The 12607-nt window shown below is 61.8% G+C and carries 13 protein-coding genes; 5 read left to right on the plus strand and 8 right to left on the minus strand.

Translation table 11 applies throughout. The features are described from left to right. Positions 1–309 precede the first annotated feature (309 nt). Together JHD59_RS03665 and JHD59_RS03670 are read right to left on the minus strand one after the other, a co-directional pair. Positions 310–1785, minus strand: coding sequence for an EscC/YscC/HrcC family type III secretion system outer membrane ring protein (locus tag JHD59_RS03665; protein WP_199153191.1), 1476 nt, complete (start codon positions 1783–1785; stop codon positions 310–312). Then, positions 1782–2183 carry a protein EsaB gene (locus JHD59_RS03670; protein WP_103317995.1) on the minus strand — a complete coding sequence of 134 codons (402 nt, stop codon included), beginning with the start codon at positions 2181–2183 and terminating at the stop codon, positions 1782–1784. Before JHD59_RS03670 ends, JHD59_RS03665 begins: the two co-directional genes overlap by 4 nt. Before the next feature lie 100 nt (positions 2184–2283). Between JHD59_RS03670 and JHD59_RS03675 the strand changes: the two genes are divergently transcribed. Beyond that, positions 2284–2937 (plus strand): two component system response regulator, encoded by a 654-nt coding sequence (locus JHD59_RS03675; RefSeq protein ID WP_103317997.1) that lies wholly within the window; start codon positions 2284–2286, stop codon positions 2935–2937. A 16-nt stretch (positions 2938–2953) separates the two neighbouring features. Here the strand turns inward: JHD59_RS03675 and JHD59_RS03680 are convergent, their stop codons facing one another. From JHD59_RS03680 to sctR, 6 genes are all read right to left on the minus strand, one after another. Further along, complete coding sequence (locus JHD59_RS03680; RefSeq protein WP_199153193.1) at positions 2954–5704, minus strand: two component system sensor kinase; 2751 nt, start codon at positions 5702–5704, stop codon at positions 2954–2956. Positions 5705–5715: 11 nt separating this feature from the next. After that, the gene (locus JHD59_RS03685) at positions 5716–6264 is read right to left on the minus strand and encodes a lytic transglycosylase domain-containing protein (RefSeq protein ID WP_233163882.1); all 549 of its coding nucleotides are present in this window, start codon (positions 6262–6264) and stop codon (positions 5716–5718) included. A gap of 193 nt (positions 6265–6457) precedes the next feature. Then, entirely contained in the window at positions 6458–7510 is a 1053-nt protein-coding gene (locus JHD59_RS03690; protein ID WP_199153195.1) for an EscU/YscU/HrcU family type III secretion system export apparatus switch protein, read from the minus strand. Further along, the gene (gene sctT / locus JHD59_RS03695) at positions 7507–8286 is read right to left on the minus strand and encodes a type III secretion system export apparatus subunit SctT (RefSeq protein ID WP_199153196.1); all 780 of its coding nucleotides are present in this window, start codon (positions 8284–8286) and stop codon (positions 7507–7509) included. Before sctT ends, JHD59_RS03690 begins: the two co-directional genes overlap by 4 nt. 2 nt (positions 8287–8288) lie before the next feature. Next, positions 8289–8558 (minus strand): type III secretion system export apparatus subunit SctS, encoded by a 270-nt coding sequence (gene sctS / locus JHD59_RS03700; RefSeq protein WP_199153197.1) that lies wholly within the window; start codon positions 8556–8558, stop codon positions 8289–8291. A 10-nt stretch (positions 8559–8568) separates the two neighbouring features. After that, entirely contained in the window at positions 8569–9216 is a 648-nt protein-coding gene (sctR, locus tag JHD59_RS03705; RefSeq protein WP_043627572.1) for a type III secretion system export apparatus subunit SctR, read from the minus strand. 259 nt (positions 9217–9475) lie between these two features. On the opposite strand from sctR, the gene JHD59_RS03710 reads away from it, so the two are divergent. From JHD59_RS03710 to JHD59_RS03725, 4 genes are all read left to right on the plus strand, one after another. Beyond that, the gene (locus JHD59_RS03710; RefSeq protein WP_199153198.1) at positions 9476–10210 is read left to right on the plus strand and encodes a hypothetical protein; all 735 of its coding nucleotides are present in this window, start codon (positions 9476–9478) and stop codon (positions 10208–10210) included. Between the two features lie 139 nt (positions 10211–10349). Next, entirely contained in the window at positions 10350–10727 is a 378-nt protein-coding gene (locus JHD59_RS03715; protein WP_199153199.1) for a hypothetical protein, read from the plus strand. Then, positions 10724–11398, plus strand: a complete 675-nt coding sequence (locus JHD59_RS03720; RefSeq protein ID WP_199153200.1) for a hypothetical protein — start codon at positions 10724–10726, stop codon at positions 11396–11398. Before JHD59_RS03715 ends, JHD59_RS03720 begins: the two co-directional genes overlap by 4 nt. Before the next feature lie 146 nt (positions 11399–11544). Further along, entirely contained in the window at positions 11545–12507 is a 963-nt protein-coding gene (locus JHD59_RS03725; RefSeq protein WP_103321775.1) for a hypothetical protein, read from the plus strand. Positions 12508–12607: the final 100 nt, after the last annotated feature.

Genomic DNA, 12607 nt, shown 5'->3' on the forward strand with positions numbered 1-12607 from the left:
GAGTCTCGTGGGCTCGGAGATGTGTATAAGAGACAGAGCACCAGATGCACGCCGGCCAGATCGACGGCCCGCCGCTGCGGCAAGGGACCGGGCGCGCAGCGCCGGCCGTCCACCCAGCACGCGGCCGGGCTGGACAGCATGACCGCGTCGGCCGAAACCTCCAGCGTCGCCGTTCCCCCGCCTTCCAGCGGCAGCGACAGATCGCTGTCGCCATCGCCTACGGTGAACGCGCCTTCGGGCAGGAAAAGCTCTCGCCCCGCCAAAGGGCCGTTCAGCAATTTGAGTTTGAATGCAGCTTCCATGACAACCTCACAACTTCCGCGGCTCGGCCTTGATCAGGAACAGGCGCACCACGTTGCGCTCGCTCTTGGTGGTGCTGCGGAACAGCCCGCCAATCAGCGGCAGATCGCCCAGCAGCGGAATCTTGCGCACGCCTTCGATGTTTTCGTCCTGGACAAAGCCGCCCAGCAACAAGCCCTGGCCCAGATTCAGCGTGGCCTGGGTGGCGATTTCGGCGTTTTGCACCTGCGGCAGCGGTTCGGCGCGGCTGATCGGCTTGTCCTGCCGGCCATCCTGGATGTTCAGCGTCAGCAGCACCTTGTCGCCATCGGTTTCATGAATCAGGCGCGGCGTGACGCGCATCAGCGCCCCGGCGGTCACCGACTCCAGCTTGGCGTTCTTCTCGCTGACCAGCTTGGTGTAGAACGTGATGCTGCGGTCCAGCACCGCCTGCACGTTATCCAGCGTCACCACCGACGGGCGGGACACGATCTTGGCCTTGGACTTCTGCTCCAGCGCGGACAGCCGCAACATGAAGTTGCCGGAGTTGGACACCAGCGAGGAGAAGCTGTCCGAAGCCAGGCCGCCATCGGTATTGAAATTGACCGTGCCACCGCCGATGCGGGCCGATGCGGACCAGTCTATGCCCAGCTCGTTGATGTCGGCGGCGTCCACGTCGATGATGGCCACCGAGATTTCCACCAGCGTCGGACGCTGGTCCAGCTTGGGAATCAGATCAGCATACAGATTCATGTTTTTGCGGCGATCGCGGATCAGCACGGCGTTCTGCCGGGTATCGGCGGAGAAAGTCGGCAAGCCGCTGGCATCGGCCGGCGCCGGCGTTTTGTTGTCCGGCAGCGGCAGCGCCCGGCCCTGCGCCATCTCCCGCAGCACCGACACCACGCCCGGCACCGTCACCGTCTGGCTGCGGTAGGAATAGCTGGTATCCGCGGCGCTGGCGTACTTGAGGGGATAGATGGCCACCGTTTCCTTGTTCTGCTCCTGGTTGAGATTCTGCTCGTCCAGTTGCTTGGCCAGCGCGCTCACCCGACTCAGGCACACCGGCACGCCGCTGACTTGCAGCGAATTGGACGCGCCCACCGCATGCAGCCGGCAGGCCGCGCCATCCAGCAGGCCGCTCTGCCCGATCAGCCGCGACAACTGGTCCGCGCCGACATAGGCCGGCGCCAGCAATGCCTGATCCACCTCCTGGGCCTTGTAGACATACAGCGAGTTGCCATCGTAGTAAGGCAGCAGCTGATACAAGCGGGAAAGCTCGGCCAGCGCCTTTCCTTTTGGCTGGTCGCGCAAGGCTCCGGCGTAGGCCTCGGTGATCTTGGGGCTGACCACCACCGGCAAACCGTAATTGGCGCCCAGGTCCTTCAGCACGGAAGCCAGCGGCGTATTGCGGCTGGACACGAAGAAAGGCTGGCCGCGCCAAGGAATGGGCTGGGCGGCCGCGCCGGCGGACGCCAGCGCGGCGGCGATCAGAATCGGGGCTTTCATGCATACCTCCCGGCAATAGGCAGCGGAACGGGAGCGGCGCGTTCCCGCGCAGCCAGCAGCGCGGCCATCGCCTGCTGCTGCTTGAACAGCAAGTCCAGTTCCACTTCGGTCAATGCCACCGGATACCGCCGCAGCAGCCACAGCCTGTCGCCAGACAGATACAGCGCGTCATCGCCGGCCTCCGGTGTGGCGGCAAGCAACAGGCAAGCGCCTGCAGCCTGCCGCGGCGAGCGGTCCAGCGTCAGCGCCACCGTCAATCCGGTATCGAAGCGGCGGGCGCGCGCGGCGCGCTCGCCCAATTGCCCGGTCACGACGGTATCGGCAAGCGACCACTGCGGGCGGGCCAGACGCGCGGCCAGCCAATGCAGCGCGGCGGCGGGATCAAGTGTTCTGTTCATGTCGCCTATGCTGCCGGGGGGCGGCGCATCCGCGCATCAGGTGCACACCTGAAATGCGCTTATAATCATTCGACAATGAACAATAAAAGGATTGACGGTGATGACTCTAGCTTCCGCCTCGGCGCTTCGCGTCCTGATCGTCGAAGACCACGCCTTGCTGATAGACGGCATTCGCAACCTGCTGGCCAGCCAGCCGCGTTACGAGGTGGTCGGCACCGTTTCCGATGGACTGGCGGTGTATGAGGCCTGCCAGCGCCTGGCCCCTGACATGGTGCTGCTGGACCTGGGCCTGCCCGGCATGGACGGCATCGACGTGATCCACCAGTTGCGCCGCCGCTGGGAAGCGTTGCGCATCGTAGTGGTCACGGCCTCCACCGAAGAGCATCGCGGCAGGGCCGCGCTGTCTGCCGGCGCCCTGGCCTACGTGCTGAAGCAAAGCCCGCAACAGGTGCTGCTGGCCGCGCTGCAACACGCGGCGCTGGGCAAGAGCTATGTCGATCCGGCGCTGAAGCTGGAAACGCTGGACGCGGCGGAACGCGCGCCCATGCCCGGCGACACGCCGCTGACGCTGCGCGAGCGCCAGGTGCTGAAGCTGGTGGCCGAAGGCCGCCGCAACCGCGATATCGCCGAGCTGCTGTCCATCAGCCTGAAAACCGTGGAAACGCACCGGCTGAACCTGATGCGCAAGCTGGATGCGCACAATGCCGCGGAGTTGAGCAACTGGGCGCGCCGGCTGGGGGTGCTGGAATACTGATGCGGCCGGCGCGGCGTCAATCGGCGCCCAGCTCGCTCTCTATCAGGCGGCCGAACACTTCCCATGCGCCAGGCGACAAGGCATCGCCCTGGTTCAACAAAGCCTCCCAGTGCTCCGCCGCCTCCCGCAGCAGATCCAGCCCCGCCTGGCCGGCCAGGCCCTTGAGCGTGTGCAGCAGCATCCGGCACTCGGCCTCGTCTCGCGCCTCCAACGCCTGGCCCAGGCGTCGATAATATTCGCGCAGGTCCGCCGCCACGCGCGACAGCAGCGCCGGGTCCGTGCCCAACAGCGGCTGTTCGCTGCCGGAATTAGGCTCCAGCTCCATGCCGCGGGCCAGTTGCTGATCGGCGGCAAAATCCAGGGCACGCGCCAACATCTCCGGCGATACCGGCTTGGTCAGGTATTCGTTGAAGCCGGCCCCCAGCAGCCGCTCGCGCTCGCCAGGCTGGGCATTGGCGGTAAGGGCGATGATGGGGCAATCCGGGTCCAGCATGCCGCTGGCCTCGTCGCGCCATAGCGCAACCGTTTCTCCGCCGGACAAGCCCGGCATGCGCATATCCATCAGCACCAGATCGAACACATGGGCGCGCCCCAGGGCCAAGGCGTCCTCGCCGGATGCCGACTCCCATACCCGATGCCCCTGCTGGCGCACCATGCGGCCGACGATGTCGCGATTGGTGTCGACGTCGTCCACGAGCAGCACGTTCAGCGACCAAGGCGACACCGGCAAGGCCTCCTCCCTCAGGCTAATGTCAGGCGTGCGGTCCGGCTCCAGATGCTGGCGCAGCCGGGCGGGCAGGAACGCCAGCTCCGGCGCGTCCAAGGCTGGATTGTCTCCGGCTTGCGGCGCATAGCCCCAGGCGCGCAGCTGCGGATGCAAACGCTCCGGCGCCGCGATGGGGCCGCAGTCGGCCACTCGTCCCGGACTCGCCTCTCCCAGCGGCAGCTCCAGTTGAAAGCAGGCGCCGCTCTCCACCGGGATCAGCCGCAGATCGCCGCCCAACAGCTGAGCCAGGCTGCGCGCGATGGGCAGCCCCAGCCCGCTGCCCGCCACAAAGCCTTCCAACTGGCGGAAGGCGATGAAGACCTCAGCGTATTTTTCCGGCGGAATGCCCGGACCGCTGTCGCGCACGCTGAAACAGACCCGGCCATCGGTGCTCCAGGCCGATAAGGTCACGCACCCTTCCTGGGTGAACTTGACGGCGTTGCCGAGCAGATTGATCAGGATTTGCCGCAGGCGCAGGCCATCGGTCAGAAACTGGGACGGAAAACTCGAATCCACCAGACAACGCAGCGCCAGGCCCTTGTCCTGCGCCGGCAGCTGCACCGTCAACATGGCCTGGTCTATCAACGCCAGCGGGTCTTGCAGCGAAGGCGTCACCACCATCTGCCCGGACTCGATCCGCGAAAAATCCAACAGATTGTTGATGATTTCCAGCAAGTGGCCGGAACACTTGAGCGCGGTATCGACCAGATCGTGCTGATTGGCGTCGCACTCGGTGCGCCCCAGCAGCCTGAGCGCGCCGACGATGCCATTCAGCGGCGTGCGGATCTCATGGCTGATATTGGTGAGCTGCTCGCTCTTATTGGCATTGGCCCGCTCGGCGCGGCAACGCGCTTCGTTCAACTCCGCGGTGCGCTCCTCCACCTTGGCTTCCAACTCGGCGTATTGCGCTTGCACCGCGTCCAGCAGCCGGTTGTAGGCGTGGGCGATCTGTCCCAGTTCGTCCTGCCTTTCCTCAGGCAGACGCTGCTGTTTGCTCACCGCCTCTTGCGGACTGATGATGTGCACGATATTGGACAGCGTGCGCCCCAGGCTGCGCTGCAGCACGACATACAGCAAAACCACCAGCCCCAGCAGCGACAGCAAGGCCACCGGCAGATGCTTGGGCAGCTCCGCCAGCGCACGCTGGGTGATGCGCTCCGTTGGATAGATCTCGATCAGACGCCAGCCGGTAGGCTCGACATTGACGCAGATGATGCTGACTCCCTGCATGCTCTGGATGAACGGCTTCTTGCAAGCCGGCAGCTGCTCTATCAAGCCGGTCGGCGCGATGGCCGGCAGCGGAGCGAACGGCCAGCCATCGTCCCCCAGCCAGATCAGGGCGCCGTCGTCGGTCTTGCTTAGCCACTCCAGAGCAAAACGCAGCGAAAGATGCACCGTCACCCCCACCATGGCGCCGGTCGCAGGATCGCGCGCGGCGATGGCCACTTGCCATCCGCCGTCAAGGCCCTGATAAGGACGCCCCCACACCAGGCCGGCGCGCGGCGGCAAATCGCGCAGCTTGTACAAATCTTCCAGGTGGCGGGCAGTTTCGCGACGCGAGCTGTTGGCGCTGGAAATCACGATGCCGCTATCCAGCACGACAAAGGTATCGACGAACTTGCCCACGCCGCTGCTGCCGTAGGACTCGACGAAATCCATGGCGCGCCGCACCTGGGCAGGCGGATCGCTGCGCGTCTCATCGAGCAGGACATAGTGCGTCACGAGATAATGCTTGTCGCCGCGTTGCGTCTTGTCGTCCAGCGTTCGCCAGGAATTGAACAGCGTCATCACGTCGCGCGCGGCGCTTCTCAGCTCTGCGCTCTGCTGCTCCCCCACGCTGCGGGTCATGGCCTCCACCTTGTGCGCCAAGGCCTCGCGGGTTTCCTTGAAGTCCAGAAACAGCACCGCGCTGGCGCTGAGCAGCCAGAACAGCGCGATGGCCCCGCCCAGGACCAGGGCCAGACGGAATGGCAGCGACGAGCGCCAGGGCAGATTCGGCATAGGGTCTCTCATCAGGTTCCGTTCGCTCCGCCGGCATTCGAGCCGCCGGTGAAGATGCGCCACAATTGTCCCATATCGCCCACGCCGCCCATAGTGGCCTTCGGCTTGCCCGCGCGCCGGGCTGCCGCCACGGCGGCAGCAGGCACGTCCGACGCTGGGACACCAGGGCTGGCGCCGCCGCGCAAACGGGCATAGCGCGCCATCACTTTTCGCACATACGTCTGGGTTTCCTCATACGGCGGCACCGCATTGCCGTAGCGCACCACCGCACCCTCCCCTGCGTTATAACCGGCCAGCGCCAATTCCAGGCGGCCATCGAAACGGCGCATCAACCAGCTGAGGTAGGCGGCGCCGGCTTCTAGATTGGCGCGCGGCTCGGTCAGCGCGCGCTGGCCGAAGCGCATGCCGGTTGCCGGCATCACTTGCATCAGTCCAATGGCGCCCTTGTCCGATATCGCCTCCGGCCGATAAGCCGATTCCATCTCCACCACCGCGTGCACCAGCAGCGGATCCAGGGCGTGGCGCTGCGCCACGTCGTCGATCAGCTCACCATAGCGCAAGGACTTCCCCTCCGCTCCAGAGGGGGAAGCGGGCGCGGGCATCGCTTTCGGGGACGCTGGCAGCGGCGCCATGGCGGAAGGCCCATCGCCGCCAGGCGGGACGACGTACCACTGCAAGCCCTCGGCAGAAACCATACGGCTCAGGCCGCATAAGGCCCAGAACAGCAGCGCCAGTCTGCGCCACGGGATTCGACTAAGCCTCATCGCCATCCTCCATCGCATCCATAACCAGGCTCAGCACCTGAGCCACTGCGGCGAACAAAGGCTCCGGTATGTAATCGCCAGGCCGGGTGGAGGCTAACAGCGCGCGCGCCAGCGGCACGTTCTCCACTACGGGGATGCCTTGTTTCTCAGCCAGGCTGACGATGTGCAGCGCCAGCGCGTCGCGGCCGTACTCCAGCACCTGCGGCAAGGGGGTCTCGCCCTCTTCGTAGCGCAGGCAGACGGCGATATGAGTCGGATTGCGCACCACCACCGACGACTTGGCCACCTTGCCGGCCAGGCTGCCGCTTTGCACCTCGCGATGCATTTCGCGCCGGCGCTGCTTGACCTCCGGGCTGCCCTCGGAATTCTTGAACTCCTGTTTGATGTCTTCGTGCGACATCATCAGCTGCTTGCGCAACTGATAATGCTGCATGGCGTAATCGGCCACGGCGAATACCGCCGTCACCGCCAGCAGGATGGCCCACATCCACTGCGCCATCTGCGCGCACACCGCCAGCCCGGCCGCCAGGCCCGCCTGCGGCAGGTGCGCGAACGACGCGGCGTAACGCTCTATCAAGTAGGCGAAAGTCACGCCCAGCACGCCCACCTTCAGCAGCATCTTGCAGAGTTCGAACAGCTTCATCAGCGACACCATCTGCTTGGCGTTGGACAGCGGATTGATCCGCTGCGCCGACGGCTGGATGGCCTTGGGGGCAAACAGGAAGCCGGACTGGATCAAGCCGGTCAGCGTGAGCGCCAATGCCAGCAATCCCGCCAAGCCGAACACGAAGCGCAGGCACAGCTCGGCAAATTGGCCTGTCAGCTGAGCCATGGCGCTTTCCAGCGGCAGATTGACCGCATCGATGCAGCCATGGATGAAACCGGCCAGCCCCGCGTACAGCGCATGCCCTTCCGCGCCCAGCCATAGCAGGATCAGCCCCAGTTGCACCACGGCGTTCACCTCCTGGCTCTTGGCCACCTGCCCTTCGTCGCGGGCATCGCGCAGGCGTTTGGCCGTGGGCTTTTCCGTCTTCTCGCTCATGGCGCCGATTCCAGCATGCGGATCAGTCCGCCATCAAAGTGCTCGAAACGCGCCAAGACATCGGACAAGCCAAACTGCAAGCCGATGATCAGCATCAGCAGGGTGGCGGCGCTCTTGATCGGCATCGACAGCGTAAACACATTCAGCTGCTGCACCGAACGATTGATCAAACCCAGCGCCAGGTCTATCAGCACCATCATCACCATCGCCGGCATGGCGAAGCCCAGCGTCAGCGTGTACAGCGTGTGCCATTCGCGCTGCAGCATGGGGATGAACTGGCCCGCCCAATGCCAGCCCAGGCCAGGCGGCAGCGTATGGTAGGACGCGTAAAGCGTGGAGAGGAAAGCATGGAAGCCGCCCAAGGCCATGAACAGCACCGCCGCCATCTGCGAAAACAGCCCGCCCAGCGGCGACGATTGTCCGCCCATCAGCGGATTGAAGACGCCGGCCATAGAGGCGCCGCGCATGGTGTCCAATACAAAACCGGCCATGTCCAGCGCCCAAAACGGAATGGCGGCGGAAAAGCCCAGCATCAGCCCCAGCGCCAGCTCGCTGGCCAGGATGAGCGCATAGGCCGCCGGCGCCTGCATGGGATCGGGCAGCGCCAGCGGCGACAACAGCGGCAATATGGGCAGCGTGGCCATCAGCGCCAGCGCGTTGCGCGTGAGCGTGCCCCCCAGCATGGACGAGCCAAACAAGGGCAGCAGCAGCATCGCCCCCAGCGGACGCATCATCGCCACGCCCAGCAGCGGCCACCAGCGATTCAGCTCGTCCATGCCTAGCTCCCCATGCGCGAGATCAAATCGAAACTGCGTATGGCGTAAGTCAGCAGCGCCTCGCCCATCCAGTGGTAGGTCAGCGCCAGCGTGACGCAAGCGGCCACCAGCTTGATGACAAAGGACACCGTCTGGTCCTGGATCTGGGTGAGCGCCTGCACCAGCCCCACCAGCACCCCCACCACCGACGCCACCAGCACCACCGGCAACGACAGCATCAGCACCAGCCACAACAGCTCGCTGGCCAGTTGCACGATTTCCGCCTGTCCCATGGCGCGCTCCTCAGCGATAAGACAGCAAGAGCTGCCCCAGCAAACGGTCCCAACCGCCCACCAGCACAAAAACCAGCAGCTTGAAAGGCATGGAGATGGTCATCGGCGACACCATCATCATCCCCATGGCCAGCAGCACATTGGAGACGATGAGGTCGATGGCGATGAAAGGCAGGAACAGCAGCAGGCCGATCTTGAAGGCTTCAATCAGCTGGCTCACCGCAAAGGCCGGCATCAGCAACAGCAGCGAGTCGTCGCTGACGCGGGCGCGAATATCGTCCGGCCAGTTCTTGCGCGCCGCGTCGCGGAAGAAGCGCAGCTGCGCCGGCGCGGTGTGTTTTTTCAAAAACTGGCGATACGGGTCGAGCGTATTGTCAGATAGCCGGGACAACAGGCTGGCTTGCGGCTCCGCCGGCGAAGCGGCCAGCCGGTCCTGCACCGCCATGCCGACCGGCGTCATGATGAACAGCGACAGGATCAGCGCCAGCCCATACAGGGCGATATTGGGAGGAATCTGCTGGACGCCCAGCGCATTGCGCAGCAAGGCGAATACCACGGACAGCTTCAGAAAAGATGTGCCCATCACCACCAGCAGCGGCAGCAATGACAAGGCGGCCAGCAAGGTGATCAACGCAACGGGTTGTTCGGTCAGGGACATGATTGTGCTCCAGATATTTCTGGAATCCATTGTCCGTTTCGCCTTGCCGATGCCCCATCGGGTCTACACCTGAACCCTCCTCCTTCCGACTCAGGTGTTTACCGGACTGCGTATCGTTTGCCCCATCAGCATACTGGCCCAGTTTCCACAACTGCGAGCGCGCATCATGCTTGGTTTCAATCCCTCTCCGACACCGCTGCATCAAACCCGCGATGACGACTTCGAAATCGCCGACCTCTCCCTATCGCAGCAGGAACCGATGCTGGACAAGATCACGGACGCGCCAAGCTTCGAAGACGGCCTGGCGCGCGAAACATACCGGACGGCGGAATTCCGCAGCAAAACCGAACAAGGCTTAGGCGCCTCGCTCGACTTCATCGCCAAGCACACGAACCCCCATCAAATCAAAGGCATGCTGAGCAACGCCTGGAGCTATTTTTCCAGCGGCGCCCTCAACCAGAATTGCGTCATCTGCAGCAAGGCCGTGGAGAAGAATCTTGCCGCGCTGGAAGGCGGGCGGATCGATGATTTCTGGGTGGCGCAAAGCACCGCTCAGGGCAGATTGCCGCAAAACGTCGCTGCGGAAAACTACAGCTCGTTTTCGCTGGAACAGACCTCTCCCTTATCTGAACAACTGTTAAGCCGCAGCCATCCCGACAGCCGGAACATCATCATGGTTCCAGTCAAAGGCAAAGGGTTTTCCCATGCCATGAATCTAGTGCGCAGCGGCGAGAGCACCTTTGTCGTCGATGGCCAGTTCGGCCTGACCTACCAGCTCAACTCAGCCAAGGGCAGGCAGGACTTTGACAAATACTATGGCTTAGGCAAGGGGTCCAATATCGTGCAGATCTACCGAACCGGCAACGCGCCATTGCCGCCGCAAGTTGATGAAAGCAGGCTGCTGGATGGCTGGGAAGTCATCGAATCCGAGCCTGCCTCGCCGACGGTGAGGCAGTTTGCCCCGCTGCAAATCATTGAGGACCATTTCCGCTGATAAAAATGCGGCCATCCGATTCAAAAAAACAGCCTAACCCGATGCAGCCTGGCGGAGGCTACACAGCGGCGCTGAATGAATGACTCATACTCACAATCATGAGCCGTATCAAATGGCCGCTCTAATTTAAATATGAATCATGAACAAGATAGAAAATATTAAGACCCTGCCCCATTCAAGACACTGGATTTCCTTCACGCTATCCATGATGCTCAGCGCCTGCGGCGGCGGCGGCGGCGGCGAATCAAACCCATCCCTCGCCCCCAGCAAGCAGACTGAAGCATCACAAGCAAACCCATCGCCGCATGAATTCAAAGTCATGTTCCGCGACAGCAACATTATCGATTCCGGAATATCCAGCCATGGCATGATTCGCTTGTCTTTTGACAAAAACATGGCAATTTCCACGCAAAATGACAATACGATTCAATTGATCGATCCGGATAATGGCGGCATGTTGCCTCACACGTTCTTACGCCTACAGCGGATGGCAGAAATATCATCGTACTGCCCATGAAGCCGCTCCTGTCTGGCAAGCAATACCAAATCAGGATTGGCACAAGCGTAGCGACTCAAGACAATCAGCGGCTGACGCAAGCTGCGTCGCTGGCGTTCAAAACCCTTGGCGCCGACCAAGATCAGCCTATTGGTCTGGCCAATCTTGGCGCAAGCTGCTTCATCAATGCCGCGCTGCAATTAATCGTCAATCAGCCCTCACTTCGTCTAGCGGTGCTGAAGCAGCACCCAAATCAGGGATTCGAGGCTTTTTTATCCGCCTATGACACGCGCAATGCCGCTCAACTTGAAGTCGAACTTAAAAAGGTCGTCAGCTATATCCGCAGCCTGCCCCATGTGCCAAAAACAGGTCCAGGCTCGCCCCATGATCTATTTGCCTTTGACGCGAGCGGCTTGAATATCAATCTCGACTTTATCTACCCAAATATGTTTCAGTCCATTCCTGCTGGCCTGCAAAGCAACTACCTCCTATCCATGCCAATCAGCTACGCCAATATTCCAAAAAACAGCCAGCTAAGCGGCTTCACTTACTTTAATAATGGTCACTACACCGCTTATGTGCAAAGAAATGGAAGATGGTATCTGACCGATGATTCAGCCATAGCAGAAGCACGACCGCAAGGATTAACCGCTGGACCGACAAGCGGCATAGACACATTGAGTTATCAATAGCAGACAGGCCCAACAGGAGAACAATCACATGATAGCCCCCAATCAGGACCGGACGCCTCATACCGTGCAATAAGCCACTTGCGCAGGCGCCAAAGATTAAAAAAAGCTATAGGAAATGACAAGCCACAATCAAGGAGAGTGCAATCATGGCCATTGAAATCAGTGTCGGCAAACAGCAAAATTTCAATTTCAATGAGAGTCGCATCGACAGAATCATCAGCGCGAACACGCTTGCGGAAGCAAGCAAAATGGGATTATGGGACAAGATCAAGGACTACTTCCAAGGCGGCGTGAAAAGGCAGGCGATAGAAACCCTGTTCAACAGCATACATCGACCTTCCGAACAAAACCGGGAACCGTTGGGAATGCTGGAAAAGTTTGAACGCCTGACCGAGCTTGCTCACCCCAGGCACCAAAATGATTTCTTGGTAGATGTCCACGCGCCGGGCAAGGATGGAAAATGGGGATACGCGCTCCGCATCGCCGAGCACACTGTCTACCAGGCCGGCATGCTGGCCGATACCCCGGAGACGCCGTTCAATGATTTCTGCGTCGGCAAGATTGGGATGGAATTCCGCCAGTTCGTCGCTCACCATCCCGATTCTTTTACGCTGGACAGTTATATGGAGTCGAATATCCAGTGCATGAGCGACGACCCGGATACTCAGCAAATGCTGCGGTCAAGCCTGGATGATTCCCGATATGGCCGGGAGAACCTGCTGGCTGTCACAGAGCATGCGGATCCATCCAAATTTATTGCCAGATTCAAAACGGGAGATCTGGTGCTGTCCAATCGGATTTCATCAAATATGGAATTCCGCGGCGACCGGCTGAAAAGCGAGCTTTGGCACGGCGACTATCAAAATCTGCGCGATCTATGCGCCAAAGGGCACCTTACCGAACAAGACTCCATGCTGCGCTATGCCGCCACGCCTCAAAAAGAGGCGCTGCGCCAATTGATGGACGATTACGCCCTGGACGCCCCGGATGTGGCGCGCGCCCTACATCAACAACCTGTGGGCCATACGACTTTGGGCAAGCTATTTGGCATTCCGCAAGCAGTCGTCAACCAGCAAACCCATCTTCACACTCTGCTCTCCCTCGTCTAGGCCAATCAGCCGCCTCGTGGCGGCTGAATCCCCAGCCAAAACCCGCACAGTTCTACCGCCAACTCGCACACCGTGTTGCGCGCATCGGCAGATCAGGTGT

It is taken from the genome of Chromobacterium sp. ASV23, from assembly GCF_016428945.1.
Lineage (GTDB): Bacteria > Pseudomonadota > Gammaproteobacteria > Burkholderiales > Chromobacteriaceae > Chromobacterium > Chromobacterium sinusclupearum.

Excerpts from the sequence above, each read along its gene's own strand:
- JHD59_RS03665 (WP_199153191.1), bottom strand. The coding sequence starts at position 1,785 with ATGAAAGCCCCGATTCTGATCGCCGCCGCGCTGGCGTCCGCCGGCGCG.
- JHD59_RS03670 (WP_103317995.1), bottom strand. The coding sequence starts at position 2,183 with ATGAACAGAACACTTGATCCCGCCGCCGCGCTGCATTGGCTGGCCGCG.
- JHD59_RS03675 (WP_103317997.1), top strand. The coding sequence starts at position 2,284 with ATGACTCTAGCTTCCGCCTCGGCGCTTCGCGTCCTGATCGTCGAAGAC.
- JHD59_RS03680 (WP_199153193.1), bottom strand. The coding sequence starts at position 5,704 with ATGCCGAATCTGCCCTGGCGCTCGTCGCTGCCATTCCGTCTGGCCCTG.
- JHD59_RS03690 (WP_199153195.1), bottom strand. The coding sequence starts at position 7,510 with ATGAGCGAGAAGACGGAAAAGCCCACGGCCAAACGCCTGCGCGATGCC.
- sctT (WP_199153196.1), bottom strand. The coding sequence starts at position 8,286 with ATGGACGAGCTGAATCGCTGGTGGCCGCTGCTGGGCGTGGCGATGATG.
- sctS (WP_199153197.1), bottom strand. The coding sequence starts at position 8,558 with ATGGGACAGGCGGAAATCGTGCAACTGGCCAGCGAGCTGTTGTGGCTG.
- sctR (WP_043627572.1), bottom strand. The coding sequence starts at position 9,216 with ATGTCCCTGACCGAACAACCCGTTGCGTTGATCACCTTGCTGGCCGCC.
- JHD59_RS03710 (WP_199153198.1), top strand. The coding sequence starts at position 9,476 with ATGCTGGACAAGATCACGGACGCGCCAAGCTTCGAAGACGGCCTGGCG.
- JHD59_RS03715 (WP_199153199.1), top strand. The coding sequence starts at position 10,350 with ATGAACAAGATAGAAAATATTAAGACCCTGCCCCATTCAAGACACTGG.
- JHD59_RS03720 (WP_199153200.1), top strand. The coding sequence starts at position 10,724 with ATGAAGCCGCTCCTGTCTGGCAAGCAATACCAAATCAGGATTGGCACA.
- JHD59_RS03725 (WP_103321775.1), top strand. The coding sequence starts at position 11,545 with ATGGCCATTGAAATCAGTGTCGGCAAACAGCAAAATTTCAATTTCAAT.